This window comes from Methyloceanibacter sp. (assembly GCF_058506495.1).
Genome location: NZ_JBZMXT010000011.1, coordinates 20,237 through 47,160 on the forward strand (window position 1 = coordinate 20,237; position 26,924 = coordinate 47,160).

At 58.7% G+C, this 26,924-nt stretch carries 27 protein-coding genes; 15 read left to right on the plus strand and 12 right to left on the minus strand.

What is annotated here, in order from left to right:
* Positions 1–207: 207 nt before the first annotated feature.
* The 4 genes from AC33YF_RS03990 to AC33YF_RS04005 form a co-directional block, all read right to left on the minus strand.
* Positions 208–672, minus strand: a complete 465-nt coding sequence (locus tag AC33YF_RS03990) for a tellurite resistance TerB family protein (RefSeq protein WP_491775907.1) — start codon at positions 670–672, stop codon at positions 208–210.
* Between the two features lie 97 nt (positions 673–769).
* The gene (locus AC33YF_RS03995) at positions 770–1,192 is read right to left on the minus strand and encodes a DUF3168 domain-containing protein (protein WP_491775908.1); all 423 of its coding nucleotides are present in this window, start codon (positions 1,190–1,192) and stop codon (positions 770–772) included.
* A 364-nt stretch (positions 1,193–1,556) separates the two neighbouring features.
* Positions 1,557–1,757, minus strand: a complete 201-nt coding sequence (locus AC33YF_RS04000; protein ID WP_491775909.1) for a DUF1328 domain-containing protein — start codon at positions 1,755–1,757, stop codon at positions 1,557–1,559.
* A 489-nt stretch (positions 1,758–2,246) separates the two neighbouring features.
* Positions 2,247–2,615 carry a hypothetical protein gene (locus AC33YF_RS04005; protein ID WP_491775910.1) on the minus strand — a complete coding sequence of 123 codons (369 nt, stop codon included), beginning with the start codon at positions 2,613–2,615 and terminating at the stop codon, positions 2,247–2,249.
* A 410-nt stretch (positions 2,616–3,025) separates the two neighbouring features.
* Between AC33YF_RS04005 and AC33YF_RS04010 the strand changes: the two genes are divergently transcribed.
* The 4 genes from AC33YF_RS04010 to AC33YF_RS04025 all read left to right on the plus strand — a co-directional run bounded on the left by AC33YF_RS04010 (position 3,026) and on the right by AC33YF_RS04025 (position 7,067).
* Positions 3,026–3,352: a hypothetical protein gene (locus tag AC33YF_RS04010; RefSeq protein ID WP_491775911.1), complete on the plus strand. Its 327-nt coding sequence runs from the start codon at positions 3,026–3,028 to the stop codon at positions 3,350–3,352.
* Between the two features lie 170 nt (positions 3,353–3,522).
* Positions 3,523–5,754 carry a transglycosylase domain-containing protein gene (locus AC33YF_RS04015; protein ID WP_491775912.1) on the plus strand — a complete coding sequence of 744 codons (2,232 nt, stop codon included), beginning with the start codon at positions 3,523–3,525 and terminating at the stop codon, positions 5,752–5,754.
* A gap of 57 nt (positions 5,755–5,811) precedes the next feature.
* Positions 5,812–6,462 (plus strand): DUF1214 domain-containing protein, encoded by a 651-nt coding sequence (locus tag AC33YF_RS04020; RefSeq protein WP_491775913.1) that lies wholly within the window; start codon positions 5,812–5,814, stop codon positions 6,460–6,462.
* A complete protein-coding gene (locus AC33YF_RS04025) occupies positions 6,453–7,067 on the plus strand; it encodes a DUF1254 domain-containing protein (protein ID WP_491775914.1) in 615 nt (204 codons plus the stop codon). The genes AC33YF_RS04020 and AC33YF_RS04025 overlap by 10 nt, the downstream gene beginning before the upstream one ends.
* On the opposite strand, the gene AC33YF_RS04030 is transcribed toward AC33YF_RS04025, so the two are convergent.
* The 4 genes from AC33YF_RS04030 to AC33YF_RS04045 all read right to left on the minus strand — a co-directional run bounded on the left by AC33YF_RS04030 (position 7,056) and on the right by AC33YF_RS04045 (position 10,032).
* Entirely contained in the window at positions 7,056–7,244 is a 189-nt protein-coding gene (locus AC33YF_RS04030) for a hypothetical protein (RefSeq protein WP_491775915.1), read from the minus strand. The two genes, AC33YF_RS04025 and AC33YF_RS04030, sit on opposite strands and share 12 nt — an antisense overlap.
* Positions 7,245–7,358: 114 nt before the next feature.
* Positions 7,359–7,706 (minus strand): DUF1491 family protein, encoded by a 348-nt coding sequence (locus AC33YF_RS04035; protein WP_491775916.1) that lies wholly within the window; start codon positions 7,704–7,706, stop codon positions 7,359–7,361.
* A 41-nt stretch (positions 7,707–7,747) separates the two neighbouring features.
* Positions 7,748–8,488: a peptidoglycan-binding domain-containing protein gene (locus tag AC33YF_RS04040; protein WP_491775917.1), complete on the minus strand. Its 741-nt coding sequence runs from the start codon at positions 8,486–8,488 to the stop codon at positions 7,748–7,750.
* 116 nt (positions 8,489–8,604) lie between these two features.
* Complete coding sequence (locus AC33YF_RS04045) at positions 8,605–10,032, minus strand: PAS domain-containing sensor histidine kinase (RefSeq protein WP_491775918.1); 1,428 nt, start codon at positions 10,030–10,032, stop codon at positions 8,605–8,607.
* 352 nt (positions 10,033–10,384) lie between these two features.
* Here AC33YF_RS04045 and AC33YF_RS04050 point away from each other — a divergent pair, with 352 nt between their 5' ends.
* Positions 10,385–10,885: a DUF5330 domain-containing protein gene (locus AC33YF_RS04050; RefSeq protein WP_491775919.1), complete on the plus strand. Its 501-nt coding sequence runs from the start codon at positions 10,385–10,387 to the stop codon at positions 10,883–10,885.
* Positions 10,886–11,068: 183 nt separating this feature from the next.
* The gene (locus AC33YF_RS04055; protein WP_491775920.1) at positions 11,069–11,518 is read left to right on the plus strand and encodes a SufE family protein; all 450 of its coding nucleotides are present in this window, start codon (positions 11,069–11,071) and stop codon (positions 11,516–11,518) included.
* A 36-nt stretch (positions 11,519–11,554) separates the two neighbouring features.
* Here the strand turns inward: AC33YF_RS04055 and AC33YF_RS04060 are convergent, their stop codons facing one another.
* Both AC33YF_RS04060 and AC33YF_RS04065 read right to left on the minus strand, forming a co-directional pair.
* A complete protein-coding gene (locus tag AC33YF_RS04060) occupies positions 11,555–11,995 on the minus strand; it encodes a PAS domain-containing protein (protein ID WP_491775933.1) in 441 nt (146 codons plus the stop codon).
* Positions 11,996–12,375: 380 nt separating this feature from the next.
* On the minus strand, positions 12,376–12,783 hold the full coding sequence (locus AC33YF_RS04065; RefSeq protein WP_491775921.1) for a Ros/MucR family transcriptional regulator: 408 nt from the start codon (positions 12,781–12,783) through the stop codon (positions 12,376–12,378).
* Between the two features lie 454 nt (positions 12,784–13,237).
* On the opposite strand from AC33YF_RS04065, the gene msrB reads away from it, so the two are divergent.
* From msrB to AC33YF_RS04100, 7 genes are all read left to right on the plus strand, one after another.
* Positions 13,238–13,678, plus strand: coding sequence for a peptide-methionine (R)-S-oxide reductase MsrB (gene msrB / locus AC33YF_RS04070; RefSeq protein WP_491775922.1), 441 nt, complete (start codon positions 13,238–13,240; stop codon positions 13,676–13,678).
* Between the two features lie 84 nt (positions 13,679–13,762).
* A complete protein-coding gene (locus tag AC33YF_RS04075) occupies positions 13,763–15,853 on the plus strand; it encodes a S9 family peptidase (protein WP_491775923.1) in 2,091 nt (696 codons plus the stop codon).
* 103 nt (positions 15,854–15,956) lie between these two features.
* Positions 15,957–16,664, plus strand: a complete 708-nt coding sequence (locus AC33YF_RS04080; RefSeq protein WP_491775924.1) for a DUF599 domain-containing protein — start codon at positions 15,957–15,959, stop codon at positions 16,662–16,664.
* A 57-nt stretch (positions 16,665–16,721) separates the two neighbouring features.
* Entirely contained in the window at positions 16,722–17,276 is a 555-nt protein-coding gene (locus AC33YF_RS04085) for an isochorismatase family protein (protein ID WP_491775925.1), read from the plus strand.
* A gap of 288 nt (positions 17,277–17,564) precedes the next feature.
* A complete protein-coding gene (locus AC33YF_RS04090; RefSeq protein ID WP_491775926.1) occupies positions 17,565–18,170 on the plus strand; it encodes a superoxide dismutase in 606 nt (201 codons plus the stop codon).
* A gap of 117 nt (positions 18,171–18,287) precedes the next feature.
* A complete protein-coding gene (locus AC33YF_RS04095) occupies positions 18,288–18,584 on the plus strand; it encodes an ArsR/SmtB family transcription factor (protein ID WP_491775927.1) in 297 nt (98 codons plus the stop codon).
* Between the two features lie 17 nt (positions 18,585–18,601).
* A complete protein-coding gene (locus tag AC33YF_RS04100) occupies positions 18,602–18,958 on the plus strand; it encodes a hypothetical protein (protein ID WP_491775928.1) in 357 nt (118 codons plus the stop codon).
* 56 nt (positions 18,959–19,014) lie between these two features.
* Here the strand turns inward: AC33YF_RS04100 and AC33YF_RS04105 are convergent, their stop codons facing one another.
* Positions 19,015–20,913 (minus strand): ABC-F family ATP-binding cassette domain-containing protein, encoded by a 1,899-nt coding sequence (locus tag AC33YF_RS04105; RefSeq protein ID WP_491775929.1) that lies wholly within the window; start codon positions 20,911–20,913, stop codon positions 19,015–19,017.
* A 70-nt stretch (positions 20,914–20,983) separates the two neighbouring features.
* Entirely contained in the window at positions 20,984–22,615 is a 1,632-nt protein-coding gene (locus AC33YF_RS04110; protein WP_491775930.1) for a helicase HerA-like domain-containing protein, read from the minus strand.
* 176 nt (positions 22,616–22,791) lie between these two features.
* Between AC33YF_RS04110 and AC33YF_RS04115 the strand changes: the two genes are divergently transcribed.
* Together AC33YF_RS04115 and scpA are read left to right on the plus strand one after the other, a co-directional pair.
* Entirely contained in the window at positions 22,792–24,627 is a 1,836-nt protein-coding gene (locus AC33YF_RS04115) for a methylmalonyl-CoA mutase family protein (RefSeq protein WP_491775931.1), read from the plus strand.
* Positions 24,628–26,778: a methylmalonyl-CoA mutase gene (gene scpA, locus AC33YF_RS04120; RefSeq protein WP_491775932.1), complete on the plus strand. Its 2,151-nt coding sequence runs from the start codon at positions 24,628–24,630 to the stop codon at positions 26,776–26,778.
* Positions 26,779–26,924: the final 146 nt, after the last annotated feature.

Here is a 26,924-nt window from a genome sequence, read left to right on the forward strand (position 1 = left end):
ACCCATGAACGGCTCCTGAACGTTTCCGGGGCTGATCTTCGCTGAACACATTGGCCCCAAACGTCTTTTCCAACTTACTCAATATGGTTCGACTCTACCCCGAGCATCGCAACTCATCACCGTCTTTTTCCTCGCGTCCAGACAAACAAAAGGAGCGGCCCCAGGGGACCGCTCCTCGAAATCTCGTGTGTATGCTGTGCGCCAGCGTCAGTTTGCTAGGCGCGCCTCCACCATCTTGCGCAGGACCACACGGTCGCGGGTGGAAACGCCGATGAGTTCGGCGACGCGCCAGACGAGGTTGGATTCAAACTCATCCACAACGCCGTCGGCCATGACGACTTCCCACAGCATCTCAACAATCCGTTTGCGTCCGTTCTGATCCAACTCACGGGTAAGCACCTTTGTGAATCGATAAAGATCCACGGCATTGCGCTCCTCCGCGGTCGCCTCTTGGAACAAGCGCTTGAGCTCGTCCGCCGACAGCTCAAACCGGCGCTGGAGCAACGCCTTGACCTTCTGTCTTTCGTTGCTGTCGAAGTTGCCGTCGATGCTGCCGGCATTGATCAACAACGCGGCCGAAGCGATCCGCAGCTCTTCTTCATGCAGATCCTTCAGGTCCGTCTCATCGTCGACACCCTCGACGAAGTTCACCAGTTTTGTCCAAAGCGACATTCAGACCCCGTCGGTCGGCGTTCCCTCCGAACACCCCTAATAAACAACAAAGGCCGGGACAAGCCCGGCCATTGCAGAAAAAATTCTGTTTTGACGCTTAAGCCGCAGCTTGCTGGAGCGGCTCTGTTACCGCGCGAAACCGCACGATGCCATGCATCGCCTCGCCATCGGGATCAATCCGAGCCTCGGAGAACGCATGGCGTAAGTTGACAAGGTAATGGCCGTCCAAACTCAGTGGCTGATCGTGAAGCAGCGTCCTCACCCCGTCCATGATCTCATGAACGGGATCGTCACTGTCTGCGTTGGTCCATATATGAAGCGTTAGATCGTGCTCGGAACCGTCGTCGGTGCCAGTGCTCCAATCCAGGTTCACTGTCTGCCCAAGCGTGATGTACGGAAGCGCTTGGGCCTGCGGCGCCTTGTTGTAGATCCGCGCGCCGCCCAGCTGAGATGTCAGCGCGGCCGAGTTGGAAAGCGTCTGATAGATGCTGCGTTGGAGCGCCCAGCTTGCTGCCGTCATTGCTATCCTCCACGAGAATTGTTGTCAGTCATGTGGGGACGCAGGCGCTGAATACAATGGGATGGCTCAGCGCTTCGCCCAACGCGCGCGTAAAGTATTTGTGAGGTCATGCTTAATGCGGGGTAAACGCGCGGGGAAAACCGGCCAAAGAAAGGGCCGCGCCCGCATTTTCGGCGTACCAAACTCCAGAAATCGCGCAGCCCGATGGGGCGTCCCGCCCGCTTCGACGGTCTGCGGATTGGCGGGCGCCAATTTAATCTCGCGCTCCGGCGCCATTTCGCCAAAGCGTTGCAAAATTTGATGGTCTTTCTTTGGGGGCGGGGCTGCCCACGGCATCAGACCATGGGAGCCGCGTGTGTTGGTGTCAGACGCCCTTCATCACAACGCCTGCGGTCAGCATGGCCCAGCCGAGCACAGCAGCCCAAAACGCGAAATGCGCAACGGACGCGAAGCCACCTTCGACGCCACCGAACACGCCGAAGAAGTATAACAAGACCGCAAAGACGATGCAGACGATGGAGACGTAGAAGACGTTCTTGGTCGGTGGTGTTAGCCGGATGGCCATTGCCCCTCCTTGGCACTGAGCTTCGAGTAGTACGTTGCGTTAAGCTAGCATGCACTCTGTGTTGCGCCCAACAGCCCGCGGCAGCAAGCCTGCCGCTGATCTAGACAGCCATGCCCAGGAGCGCAATAGGCTTGCCCCGACGGCAGACGAGTTGATGTGTGAAGAAGTGTGCGTTTCGTTCTTTAAGTCCTGCCGAGGCGCTCCAGTGGGCTACGGCAATGCAACGGCCCCAACAGAAAAGCTTTGGACCTAGTGGCGCACTGGCATGCCTTCAAACCAACAACGCCGCCCCATTTCTGGAAGCGGCGTCTAAACGCGATCAGCGACTCGGAACTAGGAAGAACACCACCTCAAGGGGCCGTGCCCCTCGCCCAACTGACGCGTTGTAGCACCAACCTAGCCAAACAGCGTCACGCTGTCAAGGACTTTTTTCCTAAGAAAACCCGCTCTCGGTGAACAGGCCTCCCCACCGTATCGGCAGAATCCTAGCTAACTCTTTGGCTTACAGGGGATGCCGTCAGCAAAACACTTCGAGTAGAGCCCCTGCACAACGCAACTGAGATTGGAGTCCTTAGCGAGGTCGAAGTCCAAATCCGTGTCCGGGAAAATCTTTGCCGCTTTCTGTTTCCAGCTCGCGATGGCCACGTTTTCAGCCTCGTCGCGATCGGAGGTGAAGCCCGGTCCACTGCCGGAGAGCATCTCGGTGCTGCAATCCACATCCCTAGGCGTCGCCTCCTCGAACTCGGGTTTGGGCACGGAAAGATTGAAGGCGTCATCTTGGGCAACGGCGCCGTTCCACGGGGTCATCAGCGCCAACGCGGCAATCGCGACGAATCTACTCAAAGCAAAGCACGGCATGGTTGGCACGCTCCTTCCCGGTGACCCTTGTCAATTGAGAGGCAATCTCCGCTCAGAAAACCATTCTTCCCGGCCTTTTTCGGTTATTCAAGCACACCCCGTCACCGGCAGTCCGGTATGCCCGCTGGCACGCTCCGGGCCCCAATCTCACGCAACTGTGATGCGCCTGGCCGGGAAGCAGCACCTGAGGCATTGGGACGCGCGTATGTCCTTGTTAAAGCCTTTCTTTATTACGACTATCGCAAAGTTGAGTGGCGCTTGGGGACACTTCTAGCACAGGATTTCCACGGGCTCTCGACAGCGGGTTGCTCTTCGGGTCATGGCTACATCTCGCGCGCGAACTGTATGGCGCTCAATGTTTGCCCAGCCCGTCAGGTCTGCTGGCAAACGAATTGTAGAACGAATTGGCCATGCTCACACTGCATAGAGCGCCGGTGGGGGACTGTACGATCTTGCGGAAGCTCAGCACGACATTGATGGTCGCCGCTATAATGGGGTCAGCGCTTAGTGCCTGTAGCCGCAAGGGTCTGGCCCCCGACGTCTCTTTCCTACCCACAGCTGCGGTTGAGGCTGAGGACAAGAGGGCTGCGTTCGAAGCGGCCAAAGCTGCCTGTCTCGAGCAGGCTCGTCGGAAAGGTATCTCGTCCGTAACCCGAATCCTCCTCTTCAAGGGGAAGATCTCCGAATCCGACTACGTAGATTGCATGGAATCCAAGGGCTTCGCAGAACTCGACTAAAGCGAGAATAGCGCGAGTTACGCTGCTAAGACTGGTCAGATTTTGGCTGGAACCCCTTGTCAAATCTCCATAAATGGCCGTATTCGGTGTATACGTAAGACTGGTCAGCTCTCAGGAGGCGGTCAGGTTTTGCATGGGCGGATCGTGCACCCGAAGGAGGTCGAATTCCATTGCGGGACATCCAAGGCAATAATCGCGGCAAGATAATCGATTGGCTCAAGATCGATTCATGGATCGACTCTGGCCTCTATGCCGCCCTGACGAGCTTCCGCGATTGGTGGGGCGCCTACTCTTCGTTCTTCGGCCGTTTCGAGGTCAAGGGCTTCTGGCGGGCCTGCAATGAACTTGTCTGCGACGGACTGTCCCTGTGTGTAGCCGGTTTGATGGTCGTGCTTGCCTTCGCTCTCCCATCGTTCGAAATCGCGCAAGGCAAGATTAACCTCTCTGACGAATTCAGCGTCACTTTCCTCGACCGCTATGGCAACGAGATTGGAAAACGCGGCCTCTTGCGCGACGACTCTGTGCCCTTGGAGGAAATTCCCGATCACATGATTAAGGCGACGCTCGCCACGGAAGACCGGCGCTTCTTCGATCATTTCGGTATCGACCTGATGGGCACGACCCGCGCCCTGGTGCAGAACGCACGCGCGGACACGGTGGTACAAGGCGGAAGCTCGATAACACAGCAGCTCGCCAAGAACATGTTCCTATCGCCTGAGCGAGCCATTACGAGAAAAATCAAAGAGGCGTTTATCGCCATCTATCTCGAAAACCACTACACGAAGCCGGAGCTGCTCAAACTCTACTTCGATCGCGCCTATCTCGGCGGCGGTTCGTATGGTGTGGAAGCCGCGGCTCAATACTACTTCAACAAGTCGATACGCGAAGTGACCCTTGCAGAGGCGGCAATGCTCGCCGGCATGTTTAAGGCGCCAACGCGCTATGCGCCGCACGTCAACCTCGCCGCGTCTCGCGCACGCGCAAACGAAGTGCTGAGTAACATGGTTGAGGCAGGTTATCTCAGCGAGGGCCAAGTCTACGGTGCCCGACTCAATCCGGCGCGCGTTATCGAGCGCGGGCAGACGAATACACCCGACTACTTCCTCGACTGGGGCTTCGAGGAAGTGCGTCGGATCATGGAAGGTCGGCCGAATCGTATCGTTGTTGCGCGAACAACGGTCGACCTCGGGCTTCAGAAGGTGGCGGACGACGCTGTCGAAGGCATCATCTCCAAGTACGGACGCTCTCGGAATTTCAATGCTGGAGCCCTAGTGTCCATGGAGACCAATGGCGCCGTGCGAGCCATGGTCGGTGGAAAGGACTATGGCGTTAGCCAATTCAATCGCGCCGCTCAGGCCTATCGGCAGCCGGGCTCCTCGTTCAAACCCTATGTCTATCTGAGCGCGATCGAGCATCTTGGCTACACGCCCAACAGACGCGTTGTCGACGGCTATGTAAGTTGCGGGCGTTGGTCCCCTAAGAACTACTCCGGCGGCTATCGCGGCGCGATGTCTCTCCGCACCGCGCTAGCAAAGTCCATCAACACCGTGGCGGTGAAGCTATCGCTTGAAGTGGATCGCCAGACCGTGCTTGACGACCTAAACAAAATGGGGGTCAAGCATCTCAAAAAGACGTGCTCCATGGCGCTTGGCGACAATGGCATGACGCCGTTAGAGCACGTAGGTGCTTGGGGCGTATTCGCATCCGGTGGCCTTGCCATCCGCCCCTATGGTATCGAGGAAATCAGCACGATCGGCGGCCAGCTTCTGTACAACCACGATAGGGACGAGCCCCGACCGAAACGAATCTTTAAGCGCGAGTCCGTCGAAACGCTGAACACCATGTTGCAGTCTGTCGTCGATGCCGGAACCGGCCGTCGGGCGCGACTTGACTACACCAATGTCGCGGGCAAGACCGGGACGAGTACTGCCTATCGCGATGCCTGGTTCCTCGGCTTCACTGGTCAATACGTCACTGGTGTTTGGTATGGCAACGACAACTTCTCGCCAATGGGCCGCGTAACTGGCGGTAGTTTCCCGGCCCAGACGTGGAAGACATTCATGGATGCAGCTTACGACGGTGACAACATCCCAACCGCGCCTGGCGTCGACCCGCATCCGCGTCAGATAAAGGAAAGACAGCGGTTGGCCGCCGTCATGGCGCAGAATACGAATGCGGACCTGCCATTACCGCCGCCTGTCGATACGTCCAAAGACATGTCAAAAGCGACACGGCAGGTTCTCGGCAATATCGCAAACCTCCTGCAGAATGCGCCTCCGGTGTCGCCGCGCGGAGCCGATCGGCAAAGCCGAGCCACGCAGCCTGAGAGTGTTCCGCGCGAGTCTGCCTCCAACCGCAAACCGGAGCGGGCGGCGCGTACGGCAAGTACCGACCGCCGCTAAGACACTGGCGTTGAGCCTTATGCGAAAGACGATGCTCGCGTGACAGCACTCCAAGACATGCCGCTCTCTAGCACGCAGGCGAACAACAACCTTTGGCAGGACGAAGGCGGTACGTCCATGCGTGCGCTGGGATACTTCATTGGGGCTTTTGTCATCGCATTGCTCTTGGGCATCGGGTCGGCATGGTACATGATTGAACGTGGCTCCTTGTTAACCACTACGCGAATAGGCCCATGGACAAGTTGGCTCAGCGAAGGGAACCCCAACGCCGACCCCTATACCCGCGCTCATCTCGCTCGCAGCGGACGTCTACCGCTTTCGTCAACGGCAGCGCGCTACTTCACAGCCAGCACAGATTCCAGCGGCAGTCAGCTGAGTGCAGGGTGTGAGTACATCATTTCTGGGGCCCCGCTGAATGCGCGGTGGTGGTCCCTCGCACTGTACGACGCCCGCGGGTCGATTATTCCAAACCCGTCCAACCGGTACAGCTTCAACAGTGAGGAAGCCATCCGCCGTTCGGACGGAAGCTACGAGGTCCACTTGTCGCGGAACGCTAGGCCTGGGAACTGGCTTCCTACCGGGCGCGACTCAGATCGACGGCTCACGCTCATGCTGCGGATCTATGGTCCTCGCGATACCGATGCCAGCGGCATTGGGCAGATCCTACCCGAGAGCCTTCCGAGAATCGAGCGGAAAGAATGCGCGTAAGACTTCCAGGACTCTATATCGCAATGGCTATCGTGCTCGCCGGCCTGATCCATGTGATCGCCGTCCTCATGTTGCCTTTGCTGGCACCGCGCAACGCTTATGCTCGGCTCGCGGACATGGGTCCAGCCAACACCATCATTCAGCTGCCCGCTCTCGAACCAGGGCAGCAGGTGATGCCGCAAATGGCGCCAGACGTACGCTACGCAATGTGTCTTTTCGACCTCACCGAGGGGCCGATCTACCTTCGAGCCAATGTTCCTGATGAGCTGTGGCTAATCGCTTTCTACACCCCCATCGGGGAGAACTTCTACACGGTGATCGGAGCCGACATGAAGCGCAGCAATGTTGATCTAGTCGTCACCACCGAAGACCAGTCCGTTGCGGACGCGACCGGCAACTCCGCTGAGGCGCTCGAGAACCTCGTCGTAGTCAACTCGCCTGTGAGTAAAGGGGTTGCCCTTATCCGCGCACCTCTGGCCGGCGCCAGTCGCAGCTTCGAGGCTGAGCGCGCGCTTGAAGCAACCTATTGCGGGCGGCAGCAAGCGCGAGCCAACGTTCCCACTACAACGATACCCCAACCCGCGTCCGCACGCTCAGCCCCGTGAATCTGCGCGGGCCTCGGCGGATGCCTGGTCGTCGTCGTGTTGCGATGCGCGTGGGTGTGCACCGTAACGCTCGATACGCACGCCCGGAAAAATGATGATCTCGCCAAGCGCCCTCGCAGACTGGGGCTCCTTTCGGCCGTCACACTGTGTCACGCGGAATTCCAATATGGTACCCATCTCAGGTCTCCACGGCTTGCTTCACGCGATGCGCAAACTAAGCCGACGCATCGTGCGTCTTTTCTGGATTAGGGCCTAGTTAAGGTTAACGAAGCCCTAATGAAGGCGCCTCGTTCATGCAGCGACCAGTGCATCGCCTAAGAAGTGCCGACCAAGCTTGTCCTCAACCGTGATTACCCATAGGTCTGGATCGAACTCGGTCTGGCGATTGAGGTATTGGGTAACAGAGTCCTCGTCGGCGCTATCGCCCTCGAAGCACCGTAGCCAGCGGCGTTCCGAGTCTACCGCCGATAGTCCAGCCGGCGCTGGCCCGTAAAGGTCGACCGTCCCATCCAGCCTATCGACGGTGATGAAGATTACGCCTGCCTCGTCGTGGCCGCGTCGAGCGACGATTGCCGGAACGTTTTCGGCCGCACACCGGCGCAGGAATGCGCTGACCCAAATCCCGCTCCTCAAGCGCATGCGCCGACTCTCTCCAAAAATTAGATGCGAAGGTGCAGAAGCTAGCGGCGTGCGGCTGTTCGTGTCAGGTCGCGTCCCGTCACTCTCTGAAACTCCGCAAGAAGCTCCGGCGTAAGACCGCCCGTTACTGCCATATTGCGATCGCGCTGAAATGCGCGGACTGCCTCAGCGGTCCTGTGCCCCCATGCGCCGTCAATAATCCCTGGAGCATAGCCAAGTTCGGCCAGAACTTGCTGCACACGAAGTACGGTGCTGCCGTCCGGCGCGTTCGCGGCAATACTGTCGTTCGCTGGAATGGAACTAGTTGCGTCCGACGTACCAATAGTGTCACCAAGCAGAATCTGACGCAGAACGTCGTCGGTTGGAAGACCCGTGACAGCGAGCCCCTCGCGCATTTGGAATGCAGAGATCGCCTTACGCGTCTTCTCAGATAGTTGGCCGTCAACCGGCCCGACGTCGAACCCGCGTAGCGCAAGTTCCCGCTGAATCGCGCGAACAACCAATCGCGACTCGCCAGCACCCTGAGGTGGCAAATCTGTCCCGACCGGACCTCTCGCTCCGCCAGGTTGTGTCGACTTCTTATATTCGCTAGCGGCGCTGCTGGTAGCTGACCCCGCGCTCGGGGACTCAACGCCAATGACGCGCGTATTAGCCGGGCCTGCCGAGCTTGCGCCGGCCATGTCGTGCAACGCATGCTCTTGTAGGTAGAGCGCGTTGTAAACGATGGCCGCGGTCATAACGAAAAAAGCCAGGAATAGAAGCCGCGCTGTAACTACGCCCATTATCCTCACGAGCCGGTTGCTAAGGTCTAGTCTGGTCGAATCGAGAAGAGCGCCACGCTCTCCCCTAGCGCATCTTGGCGCTGGAAAATAAAAAGTTACTAAACGCAGGTGCGCCACTAGGCCGCTGCAGCACTGTCTCCTAGTTTTTCTGCAGGAGTAGCCTCTGTCCGTTGAACGAGCGGTAGAATGATGCGCGCCGTTGTGCCCTCGCCCAAAGTGCTTTCGAGTTTCAGCGAACCGCCGTGGAGCTTCGCCAACCCTTGGACGACGGACAGCCCAAGGCCCGCACCCTCATGGCTCCTGTCGTAACAGCTGGCCGCTTGGACGAACGGGTTGCCAAGATGCGGAAGGTCTTCATCAGGGATACCAATCCCGTTGTCGGAGACGGTGAAGACCATTTTGTTGCCGCTCACCTTCGCCGCAACGGTGACTTGGCCCCCGGCCTCGGTAAACTTTATGGCGTTTGAGATCACATTGAGCAGCATCTGCTTACAAGCGCGTTTGTCCGCCGCGAGCTCACCCTGATTGTCGTCTAGTTCAACCTTCAGCGCTAAGCCCTTCGTCTCCGCTGTGTGACGGAGAACATCACAGCATGACTCCACCAAGGAGGCGACACAGAATGGCTCTCGGACAATGGTGAACTTGCCTGCCTCGATTTTCGACATGTCGAGGATGCCGTTGACAACGCTGAGCAGATGTTCGCCGCTCTCATGGATCAGCCGTGCATAGTCACGATAGCGCTCCTCGCCGAGCTGACCGAAAAGCTCCCGCTTTAAGATCTCCGAGAACCCGATAATTGCGTTGAGTGGTGTCCGCAACTCATGACTCATGCTCGCAAGGAACTGGCTCTTTGCACGATTTGCGCCCTCAGCCTCTCTGCGCGCTCGGAGTAGATCAGCTTCGTATTCCTTGTATTGAGAAACGTCTCGCGTGACGGTGACGACTGCGGAATCACCCCAGCTGTTCGTCTTCGGCATGGGCTGACACCGCATCTCAACCCAGACATTGCCTGGCTCATCGTCGGATGCATCCCGGCGAAGACGGAGTTCGACCGACGTCGGCTCATCGTCTGCGCTGCAGCGATTGAGTGCGGAAAGATAGGCGGGGCGGTCCCCAACATGGACATGTTCCAGTAGGCCGCCGCCAAGCACGTTAGGCGCTGTAGCACCAAGAAGTTGTTGGGCCGCCTGAGAGACAAACATCACTTGCCCGCGGCGATCATGGACTGTGATCATGTCGTTTGCGCACTCCGCAAGGAGGCGGTATCGCTCCTCGCTCTTTTCACTTACCTGTTCAGACTGGCGCTGAGCGCGTTGAGGGGCCAGCACAGGCCTAGCTACGTAGATCATGGTGATGCCAACGCCGAGAAAGGCGAGTGCGCCCCAGAAAGAAGGGTGGCCGCCTGTGACGAGATATAGAGACAATACGCAGAGTGCTAATGGGCCCGCCGGCAGTGCAGACGCGATGAATTTCCGACAATACGCCATTGTCAACGCATAGCGGCGCGCCGAAACTTCGACCAGCGATCGGATAGAGGCCGACACCTCGCGAATACTCTCTCGTTTCAACACACGCAACTCGGAGCGGCACGCAGCCGCTGCGCCCCCAAGGTCTCTTACGGCGTCGCATTATTCACTCGCCCGCTTAAGGAAAGCATAAAGGCGCGGCCTCCCGCCGCCTGAAAGCGGCTCTGCGCGGTGAGGCTCGAAGAACCTTCGTCTGCCGCTGTTCGAGATCGTCGAAGCGCTTCGTCACGCAGACCGGCGCATATAAACTTAATCTTCACTTTAAATGACGGGACTCAGCGTCCCTTCTGTAAATAATTCGAGTAAAGTTTTACATGGTCCGCGGAAAGAAGATTATTGTCCGAGGGGTATTGTTCGCTGAGCTGCCGATATGTGCAGCGTAACGAGCGGCAATGGAAAGGCCGCCGGTGACAGCGAGGGCAAACAAATGATGTTCCTAGTGCGATCCGCGTTCTGGCTTGTGCTACTTCTTGTTCTGATCCCGACGGATGCAGAACAACAAAAAAAGATGCTTAAGATGGCGCAGACGGCTGTGGCCGACATTCGCGGCTTTTGCGTGCGCAATCCGGCAACCTGCGACTCCGGTCAGTATGCCGTGAATGTGCTTGTCCAGAAGGCGCAGCATGGCGCTCATATGATCCAAGACCTGGTCAGTCCCCAGGCGGGGCCCCTCGCACCTTCGCAGCTAGCAAGTGACGTCGATAGACAAACTGCGGATCAGGCGTTGGCAAGCGAGGCGCCTAAGCGCGGCGCCGTTATGCCTGTTCCCTCGGCAGTACCGATTGAGCCAACGCCCTGGCTGCAAGGTGGGTCGCAGAATACACTAAGCCCGGAAGACCTCCAGACGGAGTGGAGCGATCCCAACGTATAGAATCCAGGGCATCTGCCGGTTCCAGGATCCTCGCAGATTGGTCCGTTTCCGACGCTGTTTGTGCCTATTGCTCCGGTTGCAGACGAGCCGGTCTATCTGTCAAAAAACCACGCGGGCGTTATCTTTAGCCGGTTCTCTCACAAGCCACTCGTCGCCAGTGAATAGCGGACCTATATTGAAGCCATGGACACCGCAACAACCACCGACTACCCGTCGTTTGAGGACATCCTCGAAAACTTCGAACTGCTCGATGATTGGGAGGACCGCTACCGCTATGTCATCGAGCTTGGGAAGATGCTCGAGCCGCTGCCGGACGCACTTCGCACGCCCGACACGAAAGTCCAGGGCTGCGTCAGTCAGGTCTGGCTCTCTACAACAGTCCACCCGGAGGGCGTTCCGCGGCTGAGCTTTGTCGGCGACAGCGATGCCCACATTGTACGAGGCCTGATTGCGATTCTGCTCGCGATCTACTCTGACAAAACCGCAAACGAAATCCTAGACATCGACGCCGTCGCGACGCTGGGCAAACTTCACCTCAACGACCATCTGACGCCGCAGCGGTCAAATGGGCTGATGGCAATGGTGACACGCATTCGTACCGATGCCGAGAGAGCTCGCTCAGGCGCAGCCTAGTCGATGGGCGGGCGATAATTTGCCCGCCCCGAGTGACTAAGTTTCTGCCCTACGCGCGGGCAGTCGCGCGCGTTTCCCCCCTGCGCAATACACCGTGAACTCAGAAGCGGCTTTTGCACCAGAAAATCGCTCAGGCGAGTGCTGCAAGCTGCCATGGCGTATGTCATGGCAAAGAATTCGATCGACTCGCGTACCATTGTCCGAGAGGGGCAAACGCAGCCATTGAACGACCACATGATCGCCTTTCTCTTCTCGAGCCTGCAACAGGCCCTGAGCACACACGGCCTCTGTCGCAATGCGCGAATGAACCGTTCGCCATGGCGCAGCGCGAGTTCCTGAGAATACCTCCGAGAGGCGTAGCCCTGTAATTTCTCGCTTATAGACGTGCCGCAACCGCGTGCCCGCGAGCCGGAAATGCCGCGGTAAAATTCTTCGCGCAGATCGATTAGCCCGAGATCCGGCAGAAGATGAGGGAATTTCAGCGGATCGAAGTGTGCGCGGACCGGCATTGCCCGATCCTCAGAAATGTCCTGCCAATAGTCGAAAAGCATACGCTGTCCCGGCAGCGCCAACTGTGCCCGAAAGGCGCAATTGGACAGCATCTGTTTCCCTCGCTTGATCGAATCGTACCGCTGCGACTGTGGGCGGGTTGCATCGTCACATTCAAGGGAAGCGCTGAATTTATCGAGATATCACAATAGGTTGTTGCGCCAATCGCCTTCGACACCGGATATTGCGCTTGGGGCGTGGCATCACTGGCTGCTCGGCCGGATGTCTCTAATCCACCGACCTACGAATATGACAGCTAAAGCTCGATACGCACGCTGGCCGCTGTCACCGACAAAGAGAGCAATCAACTAGCGGCGCCGCTGTCCAAGTCCCATGCGCTTAGCAAGATCTGACCGGGCAGCCGCATAGTTGGGCGCGACCATCGGATAGTCGTGCGGCAGCCCCCACTTCTCGCGGTACTCCTCCGGCGAGAGATCGTAATGGGTCCGAAGGTGACGTTTGAGCGACTTGAATTTTTTGCCGTCTTCGAGGCAAATGATGTATTCGGCCGTCACGGACTTCTTGATCGGAACAGCTGGGCGCAGTTCTTCTTTTGCCAGCTGCATGCCGGACGTAGAAGCCTTCTTCAACGCGTCAAACACATTGTTGATCAGGGCTGGCAAATCTGTCGCCACAACAGTGTTGTTGCTGACATAAGCCGAGACGATATCAGCTGTCAGTTCAACAAGCTCGTCCTTTTCTGCCGCTGCGTCCATGATTTAGCTCCTTATGATTTCGAGCTTCCGGTTGGAATGCTCGAAAAAGGGATTCCGCGCCGCAATTCGCGTTCACAATAATTGATTCCGCCCTAACAATCGTTTGATCGCGCCGTTTTTGTGGCTGGAACTTGGAAACTCTAGGAACTAAATGCGCCCTTGCGCAATTTGTTCCTTAGATTTGCTTCGTATAGCACTTCCTTGGCGAATCGCAACGAGTCTTTTTCTCACGAAGACTGTGGAAAAGTAAGGTTGGCTCTCAGTTTTTTTACTTTCACTGCGGTCTGAGACAGTTCAATTCTCTTGCATTCACGGAATGCTCAGCTTCACACAGAAAGCTTGAGGTAACGGTCGCGCGTTGCTGGATCAAGCTTGCGTGACACCTCCTACGGAACTGTGCAGGCTGCCCTATATTCTGCGCGGAACATCAAGACGACAGATAAGACGGTAGGTCATGACCAAAACTCACAAAAAGACCGGCTTGCCAATTCCCACCTCAAAGGGCGATTGGCGCGAAAGCCTGACGCCGGAGCAATTCCACGTCATGCACGAGCACGGGACGGAGCGCGCCTTCAGCCATCCGTATCATGAGGAGAAGCGCACTGGCATGTATCGCTGTGCCGGCTGCGGTGCGAATCTGTTCCACTCAGATACAAAATTCGACTCGGGAACTGGTTGGCCGAGCTTTACCGACGTGGCTGTCGCCGACACTGTGACGAAACATGAGGACACCAGCTTCGGCATGCGCCGTGTCGAAGTGCGTTGCGCCAATTGCGGAGCCCATCTCGGACATGTCTTCCCCGACGGTCCCGGACGAACGGGTCTGCGCTACTGCATCAATGGCTGTGCCCTCGACCTTGACACCGAGGACGCGGACAGCAACACCTCAGCCTAACTGCTAATCGCTTGGATGCGCCCTCTTATGGCGGGCGCATCTACGCTCTACCATGCCTCCATTGCGGCCAACTGCATCCCTTTCATGAACAAGCCTGACATCGCATTGCGCGGTCCGATCGCCCCGCGCCGCCCTTCCCACTCTCAGCATCATGGCATCGACCGGAGCGACGAGTACGCCTGGCTTCGCGCCGACAACTGGCAAGCCGTGATGCGCGATCCCACCGTTTTGCCTCAGGATATCCGCGCGCATTTGGAGGCCGAAAACACGCATACCACGGCAATCATGGGGGATAGCGAGGCACTTCAAGGCACGCTGTTTGCGGAAATGAAAGGCCGGATCAAGGAAGACGATGCATCCGTGCCAGCGCCTGACGGGCCTTTCGACTACTACACCCGTTTCGTCACCGGTGGTCAGCACCCGCTTTTCTGCCGGCGTCCTCGTGGCGGCGGCGAAGAAACCATCCTGATCGATGGGAACGCGCTCGCTGAAGGCCACGCCTATTTCAGAATCGCCCAAGTTGCCCACAGCCCAGACCACAAGCTGATCGCTTACGCGGTCGATACCAAGGGGTCAGAGTACTTCACGGCCAAGATCATCGAAGCCGAGACAGGCGCTGTTGTCGAGGCGGAGGTTACCGACGCCTGCGGTGGGATTGAATGGGCCGCCGACAGCGAGACGCTGCTCTACGTCTGGCTCGACGAGGAACATCGCCCTCGCAAGCTATTCGCTCACACAACTGGCGACGCTCACGCCGATAGCTTGATCCACGATCAGACCGATCCAGGCCTGTTTCTCGATATCGACCAAACCCAGGACGGGAAATACCTCCTGCTCAGCACGCATGACCACGAGACGTCCGAAGTCAGCCTGATTGACGCGGCCGCTCCCGAAACCGAGCCACGCCTCGTCGCACCCCGCGAAGCAGAGCACGAGTATTCCGTCGGCCATCACGAAGGTCGGTTGATCATCCTGACCAATTCCGGTGGCGCAGAGGATTTTCGTATCGTTGAAGCGCCCGCAGACGACCCGGCGCCCGCAAACTGGACTGAGATTGAGCCACATCGGCCAGGGCGCCTGATTCTCGATGTCATTGCGTTTAAGGACTACCTCGTCCGGTTGGAACGCGAGAACGGCCTGCCACGCATTGTCATTCGCCGTTTCGCAGACGGCGACGAACACGAAATTGCTTTCGACGAGGAGGCCTACGCGCTCGGTGTGAGCGCTGGTTTTGAGTACGACACCACGACCCTGCGCTTCACGTACTCGTCGATGACAACGCCATCGCAAACTTACGACTACGATATGGCGACGCGGGAGCGGGTACTCCGCAAGACGCAGGAGATCCCCAGCGGTCACGACCCGAGCCAGTATGTGACGCGCCGCGTCTTCGCCCCCGCAAAGGACGGCGAGACCGTACCCGTGACACTTCTCTATCAAAAAGACACGAAGCTCGACGGCACAGCACCGTTGCTGCTCTACGGCTACGGGTCTTACGGCATCACGATCCCGGCTGGCTTCATGTCGAACGCGCTAAGTCTCGTCGATCGTGGCTTCGTCTATGCCATCGCTCACATTCGCGGTGGCAAGGAGAAGGGCTTCGCCTGGTACAAGAACGGCAAGCGCGCAAAGAAAACAAATACGTTCACTGACTTTATTGCTGCAGGCGAATATCTCGCCGCCGAAAACATCACGTCGCGCGGGCGCATCGTGGCCCAAGGCGGTAGCGCTGGCGGCATGCTCATGGGTGCCGTCGCAAACATGGCGCCCGATCTTTTCCTCGGTGTCATAGCCGAAGTTCCGTTCGTCGATGTTTTGACGACGATGCTCGATGCAACCCTGCCCCTCACGCCACCCGAATGGCCCGAGTGGGGCAACCCAATCGATAGCGCCGACGACTATAAGACCATCGCTGCGTACTCGCCCTACGACAATGTGGGCCCGCAAGCCTACCCGAACATTCTTGCCGTCGCCGGACTCACGGACCCACGCGTGACCTATTGGGAGCCCGCGAAATGGGTCGCCAAGCTCCGTGTGAATGCCACCAGCGACAATCTCATCCTGCTCAAGACAAATATGGAGGCTGGCCACGCTGGCGCTTCGGGGCGTTTCGACCGCCTCAAGGAGGTCGCGCTGTCCTACGCGTTCGCGCTGAAATTGGCGCGACAGTCTTAGCGGCTCAGGGGGGTCGGCGCCGGTGGCTACTATGGGAGGCTTGCTTCGAGTAGGCTGATGAACTCAAGATAGAACACTTGAGTCGACAGGTTGGCACCGAACGATGAGCATTCTCGACATCCTAGCCTTTGTTTGGTTTTGCCTCTGCTATTTCGGCTACACATGGGCCGTAAACTATGGCCCCCTAAAATCGCGCCGTGGGCTCGTAGCCGCCGCCAATGACCGGCGGCTTCAGTGGATGGAAACGGCGCTCAGGCGCGACGTCCGGATCATGGACAGCCAACTTCTTACATCGCTGTCGAGTGGAAACGCCTTTTTTGCGTCCACATCCGTGCTCGTACTGGGGGCATTGACGGCAATGCTCGGGGCTGCGGACAACGTCAAAAACCGCCTCGAACAGTTGCCGTTCGTATCGGAAGCGCCCCTCGTTATGTGGGAGGTCAAGATCCTCTTCCTCATGTTCTTGATGATCATGGCGTTCTTTTCCTTCGCTTGGGCCTTCCGGCTCACGCACTACGTAGGCACGATGTTCGGTGCCTTGCCGCTTCAAGCGGACGCGAATACGGACGAGGCCCGATCCCACGCGCGCAAGACGGCCATGCTCGTCAGTGTCTCGGGGCGGCATCTAAACGCGGGACTGAGAACAATCTATTTCGCCATTGCCGGGCTGGCGTGGTTCCTCAGCCCAATACTCTTCGCTGTCGCGTGTGCCCTCGTAACCGCGATTGTCTATCAGCGGGAATACCGGTCTGAAGCATTTGCGATCCTCGATACCGAAAACAAAGGCGACGACACCATCGGAGGCAGCTAAGTACAACGCTGTCTTCCTCTAGGCGAAGCTGCGCCTGTTATGTAAAAAGTGCCTTCCATGCTTCTCTCTCGCGAAAAATCTCAGGTCCTGATCGTTGACGTTCAGGACAGACTCCTAAACGCCATCCACGGTGCGGACCGTGTTATCGACCGGTGCGTGTGCCTCGTGCTTGCTGCCAGGAAGCTTGGCATACCCATCACCATGTCGGAGCAATATCCGCAAGGCTTGGGGCCAACGCACGACTCTGTTCGAGATGCCTTCGCCAATGACGGCTTCGTTGCCGACAAGACCGAGTTTTCGTGTATGCGAAACGACATGTTGCGAGACAGGCTCCACGCACTGCGCCGCGAGGGGCGGTCCCAGGTCGTAGTTGGGGGCATCGAGGCCCATGTCTGCGTCAATCAAACTGCCATGGATCTCGAGTCTCAAGGCTTCGAAGCGTTCGTGGTCGCCGATGCTGTGGGTTCGCGAGCCAAGACCAGCTGCAAGCTCGCCCTGTCGCGCCTCCAGAAGTCCAACGTCGATATTGTGAATACGGAAATGGTGCTCTTCGAATGGATGGAGCGCGCCGGAACGCCGGAATTCAAGGCGCTGCACGCCCTCATCAAATAGGCTGAAACCCGCGCCCGCACGCCACCGAAATCGCCTGAACTGATCCTGCAGGGTCGGTTCAGGCTACATTCAGGTGGAAAAACGCACTCTCCACGGCGTCAGATCCCTGTACCTGATTGTAGCGAACCTTCCTCGGCACCGGGCGTGGAGTTCAGGGGCTCCACGCCCACCCTTTCCCGACCATTCCAGATAACCGCCATGAGAGAGCCGCCTGGCTTGCGTCGCCTCGAGGGACGCTTTAGCTTCGCGCCCGTTGTTCCTGTTCACTCAGTTCGCGGAGACCCGAAAGTGGCATTCGAACTCGCACCCCTCCCCTACGCTTACGATTCCCTCGCTCCATACATGTCGGCGGAAACGCTGGAGTACCACCACGACAAGCATCACAAGGCTTACGTGGACAATCTCAACAAGCTGATTGCCGGTACCGACTACGAGGGCAAGGACCTCGAGACCATCATCAAGACAAGCTTCGGCACAGACGCCGGCGTCTTCAACAACGCCGCGCAGAACTTCAACCACATCCACTTTTGGCCCTGGATGACAAAGGATGGCGGCGGCAAGAAAGTGCCGGGATCGATCCTCGCACTGATCGACCGAGATCTCGGTGGTTTCGACAAGTTTCGCGCGGACTTCCTCCAGGCTGGCGCGACGCAGTTCGGCTCGGGCTGGGCGTGGCTAACCTTGAAGGACGGCAAGCTAGAAGTGACCAAGACGCCGAATGGCGAGAACCCGCTGGTCCATGGCGGCTGGCCGCTGCTCGGCTGCGATGTCTGGGAGCACTCCTATTACATCGATTACCGCAATGCGCGTCCGAAATATCTGGAAGCGTGGTTCGACAATCTCATCAACTGGGATCACGTCGAAGAGCTTTACACCCAGGCGCCAGGTACGTAACCGCGGCGCTTTGAGCGAGCATTGAGACGGGCGCCTTTAGGGCGCCCGTTTTTTTGCCCAGTTGCATTCAGCGCAAAAGAGCCATAATTCTATAGATCAATAGAGTATTAGAGTGCTATGGTCAAAACGATCACTGCCGAGCAGCGCGATGAGGCAGCGGCCATTTTCAAGGCGCTGTCGGATCCTGCACGGCTCCAAATGTTGCTCATTTTGGCGGATGGCGAACGCAACGTGAGCGAGCTGGCCGAAATGGAGGGTGACAAGACGGGAACCGTCTCTGCGCGTTTGCAGGTGTTGCTGAATGCACGCCTAGTAACGCGACGGCGTGAAGGACACACGGTGATCTACGCCATAGCGGACGACCATGTGTTGAATCTAGTCACAAACGCGATCGAGCATGCGTGCGAACACTGAAGCACGGAGACAGAAGAGTGAGCTGTAATCTACCACAACACGAGCCCCACCCTCATAAGCACGGTCCGAATTGTGGACACACCGCGATCAAGCACAACGATCATGTGGATTATCTCCATGACGGGCATCTGCATCACCCGCACGAGGACCACGTGGACGAGCACACGATCGAAGCCTCACACGCAAATCCCGATCGCTGCACGCCGGACCACGACTGCGGGGGCCACGAAAAGGGCCATGTGCATGGCCCGGGTTGCGGCCACGAAGCCGTGCCTCACGGCGATCACGTTTGCTACCTGGTGAATGGTCATCTGCACCATCCGCACGGCGATCATTGCGACGATCATGGTCCGCTTGAGGTCGTGTCTGGCTGACTCAGAGGTTCAGGCTGAAGCTGCGCAGCGGGCGTCCTTCAGGGCGCCCGTTTTGTTTAAACTTCGACCCCGGCCATGGCGGCCTCGACCGCCTCGCTCGCTTCTAGCCAACGCGCTTCTGCATCCTCCAGCGCGCGGGCCAACTGACCGCGCTGCTTCATCAGATCGCTCGCCGCGGCGGGCGGCGCATCGATGAGTTTCGCGTCAACCGCATCGCGTTTTGCCGTCAGCTGCTTCATGTCGGCTTCGGCCTCCGCGATGGCTTTCCGCAGCGGCTTCGTGCGCTCCCGCGCTTCGGCCGCGGCCTTTCGCTTCTCTTTTCGATCAACCTTTATTGGGGCGCTTTCTGGCGCTGGCGCCTTTGCCGCTTCCGTCTTTCCGCGGCCTGATCTGGCCGCGCCCAAGATGCTGTCACGATAATCGTCGAGCGTCCCGTCAAACTCCGTTGCGCGGCCGCCATCGACCACCAGCAGGCGATCCGCGATGAGGCTCAAGAGGTGCCGATCGTGGCTTACCACGATGACCGCACCGCCAAAGCCCGCAAGCGCCTGTACCAAGGCTTCGCGCGCGTCGACGTCCAGATGGTTTGTGGGTTCGTCGAGGATAAGGATGTGGGGCGCATCGCGTGTCACCAGCGCAAGCGAAAGACGCGCACGTTCACCGCCTGACAACGCACTGATTCGTACGCTGACTTTATCGCCGGAAAAGCCGAACCGAGCGAGGTGATTTCGAACCTCCCCGGGCTTCGCAAAAGGCATGACCCGCTCCATGTGCTGGAGCGGCGTGTCTTCAGGGACAAGCTCCTCGATCTGATGCTGCGCGAAATAGCCCACGCCTAGCTTACCGCTCGCCTTGATCCGCCCGTCCATGGGAGAGAGTTGTCCCGCGAGCGCCCGCGCAAGGGTCGTCTTCCCGTTGCCGTTCCGCCCGACCAGCGCAATGCGGTCGTCCGGGTCGATACGAAGATCGATTTGCGACAAGACAGGCGTACCGGGCTCATAGCCAATCGCCAGCTTGTCCAGCATCATCAGCGGCGGCTTCACTTCTTTTGGCGAAGGAAAGTCAAACACAAGCGAGGCATCATCAAACACCTCTGCGGCCGGCGCCATGCGCTGCAACGCCTTGAGCCGGCTCTGTGCCTGCCGTGCCGTGTGGGCTTTGTAACGCCAGCGATCCACATAGGCTTGCAGCTTTCTGCGCTTTGTTTCCCGCTTCGCACGCATTGCCGCGTCCTGAGCCTGGCGTTCATTGCGTTGCCGTTCGAACTGATCGTAATTGCCCACATATAGAGTCGTCTTGCCGCGATCCACATGCACGATGTGGCTGACGACGTTGTTCAGCATATCGCGCTCATGGCTCACGATGATGAGGTTTGCAGGGTACGCCCTTAGAAAGGATTCGAGCCACAGCGCCGCTTCCAAATCGAGATGGTTCGATGGCTCGTCGAGGAGAAGCAATTCGGGTTCCGAGAACAGCAGCGCCGCGAGCGCGACCCGCATGCGCCAGCCGCCGGAGAACTCCGTCAGCGGCCGATGCTGATCGTCTTCCGGAAAGCCCAGCCCTGCGAGAATGCGCGCAGCACGCGACGGCGCTCCGTGTGCGTCAATCGTATTGAGCCGCTCGTGAATTTCAGCAATGCGATGCGGGTCAGTCGCCGTCTCGGCCTCGTCCAGAAGAGCCGCACGTTCCTCGGCGGCCGCGAGGACGGTCTCGAATGGGGTCGCGCTCCCACTTGGCGCTTCCTGACGGAGATAGCCGATTTTCATTCCGGCCGGTGCGTCGATGCGCCCTTCGTCGGCCTCGTAGATCCCCGCGATCATCTTGAGGAGCGAAGACTTGCCCGCACCATTGCGCCCGACAAGGCCTACACGGGCCTTCGGCGGCATTGCGACGGAGGCGTGGTCAAGGATTACGTGGCCGCCAAGCCGCAAGGTAATGCCATCGAGCGTAAACATGGCGCCCGTGTAGCACAGGCGCGGAGGGCTCCACTAGCGACCACAGACGCACCTCCAAGCGTCGCTGCGCCTACCGACGGCGCGAATGGCCGCCTAACGTATTGCGCCTGATTGCATCTTCCAGAACGCGCGTGGCCATGGGCACAACAGACCGGACAACCGACTTGCCGAGTGCTGTCCAGAAACTGTCGCCCCGAGACCCACCGGGCCGTTTGGCCGTCTTGCCTACGCCTTGCGCCTTCTCCTCGGCCGCCTCTAACTCGGCCGCAAGCTTCGCACGTTCTTCTGTGCGCTTTTTCAGGATCTCATGGGCCGATTCCCGATCGATGACCTCATCATAAGCCCCGGCGATTGGGTCCTTGGCCATAAGAACCTTGCGCTTTGCCTTGGTGATGGGACCGACTTGGGAAGATGGCGGCTTTACGAATGTATGCTGGACCATGCTGGGCTGGCCCTTCTCGTCCAAGGTCGAGACAAGCGCTTCGCCAATACCCATCGACATGATCATTTGCTCGGTGTCGAGATTGGGGTTTGGCCTGAAGGTCTCAGCCGCCGACTTCACCGCCTTCTGCTCCACGGGCGTGAAGGCGCGCAAGGCATGCTGGATGCGGTTCCCGAGCTGGCGCGAGACCGTATCTGGGATATCGCGGGGATTCTGCGTCACGAAATAAACACCGACGCCCTTGGAGCGGATGAGACGCACCACCTGCTCGACCTTCTCGAGTAGGACCTTGGGAGCATCGCGAAACAGAAGATGCGCTTCGTCGAAGAAAAAGACCAGCTTCGGTTTGTCCGGGTCGCCGATTTCGGGCAGTTCCTCGAACAGTTCCGACAACAGGAACAGGAGGAACGTCGCGTAGAGCCGGGGGCTCTGCATGAGTTTGTCGGCCGCGAGTACGCCAATATAGCCTCGTCCCTCGTCGTCGGTACGCATCAAATCCCTGCTCACATCAAGCGCCGGCTCACCGAAGAAATGGTCTGCCCCCTGCTGTTCCAGCACCAGCAGCTGACGTTGAATGGCGCCGACCGAGCGCCTGCCGACAGTTCCGTACTTCGTGGTCAGATCTTTGGCCCGCTCGGAAATATTGACGAGCAAAGACTGCAAATCCTTGAGATCGAGCAGCGGTAGCTTCTCTTCATCGGCAATACGGAAGGCGATATTCATCACGCCCTCCTGCGCCTCGCTCAGATCCATCAAGCGCGACAACATCAGCGGACCAAGCTCCGATACCGTTGTGCGAACCGGGTGCCCCTGCTCTCCAAACAGATCCCAAAAAATCACTGGGTGGGCGGTGAACGTCACGTCGTACCCGATCATGGCCGCGCGCTCTTTGATCCATCCCTTCTCTTTCCCCATCGCCGCGACGCCCGAAAGATCGCCCTTCACGTCCGCACAGAAGACGGGCACACCGGCATCGGAAAAACTCTCTGCGAGGCCCTGCAAAGTGACTGTCTTGCCGGTGCCTGTGGCGCCGGTGATGAGGCCGTGCCGATTGGCGAGCTTCAGTCGAATGAATTCAGGTTTGCTGCTCTTGCCAATGAACACGGAGTCGTTCGGGATCTCGACTGGCTCCACTTCGGGCGCCTCTTGCGTCTCAGCTGTGTGCTTAGCCTTTGCGGAATCCTCTGCCTCAAGGCTCTTGGCCGGCTTCTCATCATTGATCGCAGCATCCTTGTCAGACGCTTTGGTCCGCCTTGCCATCCGCTGAACTCCTTCATTCGCCCATCTGTCCCGAAACGGCACACTACTGCCGCGCGCTCCCAAGGCCAACATGGCCGTTGCGCCCTGCCAGACCAACGTCCGCCTGGTCCGGTGGGTTTATCGCTTCGCGGGCTTCGTGCTAGGAGAAAACTCAGAACCAATCTAGGCTTACTCGCATGTCAGACTTGTCACTCGTCTCCGCCTTTCCGAAGGCCGAAGATGCCGCGTGGAAGGCGCTCGTAGAAAAAGCTCTCAAGGGAGCGCCGTTTTCCGTCCTGGAATCAAAGACCTATGACGGCGCCGTCATTGAACCGCTCTATCCGCCGGCGAAGAGTGGCGCTGTAATCCCGGGCCGCGACCCCGGCGCGCCCTGGGAGATCACTCAGCGCATCGATATCGCCGATCCCGGCACGGCGAACGGCCAAATTCTTGAGGATTTGAACAACGGCGCCTCGGGCATCGTGCTCGTTTTTCAGGGTGCCGTCGGCGATCGCGGGTATGCGCTTCCTGGTGATGCCGCAACACTTGCCGCTATACTTGAGGGTGTACACTTGGAATGGGGCGTCCCGCTAGAACTCCAGTTCGGGACAAGCGCGCCGACAATTGCCAACTTGGTGGCCGATCTCGTCGAGACGCGCGGACTTCCCGCGAACCACACGAATATCCGCTTCGGCTTCGACCCTCTTGGCGTGCTCGCCGCAAAAGGCGCAACCGACGCCTCGCCTGACGATGTTGCGACTCTGGCCAAGAGTCTTTCCGCGCGGGGTTTCAGGGGTCCGTTTGCGGCCGCCGATGGGCGTCCCGTGCACGAAGCTGGAGGGACCGAAGCCCAGGAGCTCGCCTTCGCCCTGTCGTCTGCCGTCTCTTACCTGCACGCATTCGAGGCCGCTGGTATTCCACTCGACGACGCACGGACGATGCTTTTCTTCCAGCTTGCCGCAGATCAAAATCAGTTCCTGACCACCGCCAAGTTCCGGGCTATGCGGAAGCTTTGGTCGCGCGTGGAGGAAGCTTGCGGCCTAACGCCCAAGCCTGCCTTCGTTACCGGCGAAACGGCTTGGCGGACGATGACCAAGCGCCATGCGCAGGGAAACATCGTCCGCGGAACGATCGCGACGCTGTCAGCCGCCGTGGGCGGAGCAAATGCAGTGACTGTGCTGCCGTATACGGCGGCGCTCGGTCTACCAGAAGCATTCGCGCGCCGCGTTGCTCGAAACACACAGACCGTGCTCTTGGAGGAGTCGAACCTCTTCCGCGTCGCCGATCCCGCAGCCGGATCCGGTGCAATGGAAGCTCTCACTAGCGACCTGTGTAGGGAGGCTTGGCGCCTCTTCCAGAAGTTTGACGAGATGGGCGGTGTAGAAGAGGCGCTTAAGTCCGGACTCTTTCAGGACGCCGTCGCAGAGACGCGCGCGGCGCGAGAGACAGCGATGGCGCGCCGTAAGGAATCGTTGATCGGCACATCTGAATTCCCTGACCTCGGCGAAGACGATCTTGCAGTAATGGATGTAGCGCCGTCCGCGACTGAAACTGGTACGGAGACTGTTAAGCCGCTTATGCCGATCCGTCTCGGCGCGCCTTTCGAAGCGTTGCGCGATCGCAGCGACGCGGCCCTTGCGAAGTCCGGCGCGCGTCCGAAAATCTATCTCGCCTGTCTAGGCAGACCGGCTGACTTCAACGTGCGGGCGGCCTTTGCCAAAAGCCTGTTCGAGGCTGGCGGCATTGAAACAATTGCGGCGACGTCTGAACAAACGCTTGACGAGATTCTCGAGGGCTTTCGTTCCTCAGGCGCGGCCCTCGTATGTCTGTGCTCATCGGACAAGGTCTATGCGGCAGAAGGCGCCGAAGCTGCCAAGGCGCTTAAGGGGGCCGGTGCGACTCACATCTATCTGGCCGGCAAACCGGGAGAGCTAGAAACGCTACTCCGAGATGCGGGTGTCGAAAGCTACATTGCCGCAGGCGAAAACGCGCTAGAAACACTCAATGGCGCCTACGAAAAGTTGGGGGCTTAAGTGACAAACATTCCGAACTTCACCGACATACCGTTTCGCGAGCCGCAAGAGCCTCCGCTCGGACACGCACCGGAAGCTTGGGAAACTCCCGAAGGCATCGCCGTGAAGCCCGTCTACGACGAGGACGACCGGAATGGCCTGGACTTTCTCGACGGGCTGCCGGGACTGCCGCCCTACCTGCGCGGTCCCTACCCGACCATGTATGTTCAGCGGCCTTGGACGGTGCGTCAGTACTCTGGCTTCTCGACCGCCGAAGATTCCAATGCCTTTTACCGGCGCAATCTCGCGGCAGGCCAACAGGGTGTTTCCATCGCGTTCGATCTCGCGACACATAGGGGCTACGACTCCGACCATCCGCGTGTCACTGGCGATGTGGGCATGGCCGGCGTGGCGATCGACTCAATTTACGACATGCGCGTCTTGTTTGACGGTATTCCGCTCGATCAAGTCTCCGTCTCCATGACCATGAACGGCGCCGTACTACCGGTGCTCGCTCTGTTTATCGTCGCAGGCGAAGAGCAAGGCGTGGGCCACGATCAGCTCTCCGGCACGATCCAGAACGACATCCTGAAGGAGTTCATGGTTCGGAACACCTATATCTATCCGCCCGAACCTTCGATGCGTATCGTCTCGGACATTATCGGCTACACGTCGAAAGAGATGCCGCGCTTCAACTCGATTTCGATCTCCGGCTACCACATGCAAGAGGCCGGCGCGACAGCGGACCTGGAGCTTGGCTATACGCTCGCCGACGGCATTGAGTACGTGCGCGCGGCAATCGCCTCCGGGCTGGATGTGGATACGTTTGCCCCGCGCCTGTCTTTCTTCTGGGCCATTGGCATGAACTACTTCATGGAGATCGCCAAGATGCGGGCGGGCCGCATTCTCTGGGCGAAGCTAATGCAGGAAGAGTTCGCACCGAAGAACGCGAAATCTCTGGCCCTGCGGACACACTGCCAGACGAGCGGATGGAGCCTGTCGGCGCAGGATGTCTACAACAATGTGGTCCGCACCTGCGTGGAAGCCATGGCGGCGACTCAAGGCCATACCCAATCGCTACACACGAACGGCCTCGACGAAGCGCTTGCTCTGCCCACCGATTTCTCGGCGCGCATTGCCCGCAACACACAGCTAATGCTGCAAAAGGAAAGCGGCACCACCCGTATCATCGATCCGTGGAGCGGTAGCTTTTACGTGGAACGCCTTACCCACGACCTCGCTGCGAAAGCCATGGAGCACATCAAAGAGGTCGAGGAGTTCGGTGGGATGGCCAAAGCCATTGAGGCAGGTATTCCTAAACGCATGATCGAGCAGGCTGCGACGGCCACACAAGGCCGCATCGACTCTGGCCGGCAGACCATTGTGGGCGTCAACAAGTACCGGTCCGAAACAGACGCCGATATTTCCATTCTGAAAGTCGACAATCGCTCTGTACGCGAACAGCAGCTTGCCAAACTCGACCGTCTCCGGGGCGAACGTGACGAAGCGGCTGTGACGGAAGCGCTCGACGCTCTCACCCAATACGCGGAGTCCGCTAAGGGCAATCTGCTCGAAGGCGCCGTAAGCGCTGCGCGTGTGAAGGCAACGGTCGGCGAGATTTCCTACGCGCTTGAGAAGGTGTACGGTCGCCACCAAGCGAGCATCACAGCGATCACCGGCGTGTACAAATCCGAGATGAAGAAAGACGGCAATATGGGCCGTGTGGCCGAATTGATCGATGCCTTCGAGTCAGAGCATGGGCGTCGTCCGCGTATCCTCGTAGCCAAGATGGGCCAGGATGGCCATGACCGTGGCCAGAAGGTCATCTCGTCGGCGTTTGCCGATCTCGGTTTTGACGTGGATATCGGGCCCCTCTTCCAGACACCGGAAGAAGCGGCCCGCCAAGCCATCGAAAACGACGTACATATCCTCGGTGTGTCGTCGCTAACGGCCGGTCATCTGACCTTGGTGCCGACGTTGCGCCAAGCGCTGGAAGATCAAGGCCGCGGTGACATCATGATCGTTGTGGGTGGCGTTATTCCGCCGCAAGACTATCCCGAGCTTTACGAAGCGGGCGCCAAGGCCATTTTCGGTCCCGGGACCCCGATCGCCAATGCCGCTATTGATATTCTCGACAAGCTCGGCGCCTCCTCCCAAGCCGCTGCGGAGTAGTGCACAACCTGTATGACTCTATCGTCCCGTGTATACCGTCAGAAGACATGCATTAGGGCCGCGGTGAAGTCTGGAATCCCGCCGGGCTCAAGGCTGTATTTCATCAACGTGTCATATAACGGAAGCAGATCAGGTGGCCTGGTTAG

What these genes read in the sequence shown, in the direction of transcription:
- AC33YF_RS03990 (WP_491775907.1), bottom strand. Translation starts at nt 672, where the DNA reads ATGTCGCTTTGGACAAAACTGGTGAACTTCGTCGAGGGTGTCGACGAT.
- AC33YF_RS03995 (WP_491775908.1), bottom strand. Translation starts at nt 1,192, where the DNA reads ATGACGGCAGCAAGCTGGGCGCTCCAACGCAGCATCTATCAGACGCTT.
- AC33YF_RS04000 (WP_491775909.1), bottom strand. Translation starts at nt 1,757, where the DNA reads ATGGCCATCCGGCTAACACCACCGACCAAGAACGTCTTCTACGTCTCC.
- AC33YF_RS04005 (WP_491775910.1), bottom strand. Translation starts at nt 2,615, where the DNA reads ATGCCGTGCTTTGCTTTGAGTAGATTCGTCGCGATTGCCGCGTTGGCG.
- AC33YF_RS04010 (WP_491775911.1), top strand. Translation starts at nt 3,026, where the DNA reads ATGCTCACACTGCATAGAGCGCCGGTGGGGGACTGTACGATCTTGCGG.
- AC33YF_RS04020 (WP_491775913.1), top strand. Translation starts at nt 5,812, where the DNA reads ATGCCGCTCTCTAGCACGCAGGCGAACAACAACCTTTGGCAGGACGAA.
- AC33YF_RS04025 (WP_491775914.1), top strand. Translation starts at nt 6,453, where the DNA reads ATGCGCGTAAGACTTCCAGGACTCTATATCGCAATGGCTATCGTGCTC.
- AC33YF_RS04030 (WP_491775915.1), bottom strand. Translation starts at nt 7,244, where the DNA reads ATGGGTACCATATTGGAATTCCGCGTGACACAGTGTGACGGCCGAAAG.
- AC33YF_RS04035 (WP_491775916.1), bottom strand. Translation starts at nt 7,706, where the DNA reads ATGCGCTTGAGGAGCGGGATTTGGGTCAGCGCATTCCTGCGCCGGTGT.
- AC33YF_RS04040 (WP_491775917.1), bottom strand. Translation starts at nt 8,488, where the DNA reads ATGGGCGTAGTTACAGCGCGGCTTCTATTCCTGGCTTTTTTCGTTATG.
- AC33YF_RS04050 (WP_491775919.1), top strand. Translation starts at nt 10,385, where the DNA reads ATGTGCAGCGTAACGAGCGGCAATGGAAAGGCCGCCGGTGACAGCGAG.
- AC33YF_RS04055 (WP_491775920.1), top strand. Translation starts at nt 11,069, where the DNA reads ATGGACACCGCAACAACCACCGACTACCCGTCGTTTGAGGACATCCTC.
- AC33YF_RS04065 (WP_491775921.1), bottom strand. Translation starts at nt 12,783, where the DNA reads ATGGACGCAGCGGCAGAAAAGGACGAGCTTGTTGAACTGACAGCTGAT.
- msrB (WP_491775922.1), top strand. Translation starts at nt 13,238, where the DNA reads ATGACCAAAACTCACAAAAAGACCGGCTTGCCAATTCCCACCTCAAAG.
- AC33YF_RS04075 (WP_491775923.1), top strand. Translation starts at nt 13,763, where the DNA reads ATGAACAAGCCTGACATCGCATTGCGCGGTCCGATCGCCCCGCGCCGC.
- AC33YF_RS04080 (WP_491775924.1), top strand. Translation starts at nt 15,957, where the DNA reads ATGAGCATTCTCGACATCCTAGCCTTTGTTTGGTTTTGCCTCTGCTAT.
- AC33YF_RS04085 (WP_491775925.1), top strand. Translation starts at nt 16,722, where the DNA reads ATGCTTCTCTCTCGCGAAAAATCTCAGGTCCTGATCGTTGACGTTCAG.
- AC33YF_RS04095 (WP_491775927.1), top strand. Translation starts at nt 18,288, where the DNA reads ATGGTCAAAACGATCACTGCCGAGCAGCGCGATGAGGCAGCGGCCATT.
- AC33YF_RS04105 (WP_491775929.1), bottom strand. Translation starts at nt 20,913, where the DNA reads ATGTTTACGCTCGATGGCATTACCTTGCGGCTTGGCGGCCACGTAATC.
- AC33YF_RS04110 (WP_491775930.1), bottom strand. Translation starts at nt 22,615, where the DNA reads ATGGCAAGGCGGACCAAAGCGTCTGACAAGGATGCTGCGATCAATGAT.
- AC33YF_RS04115 (WP_491775931.1), top strand. Translation starts at nt 22,792, where the DNA reads ATGTCAGACTTGTCACTCGTCTCCGCCTTTCCGAAGGCCGAAGATGCC.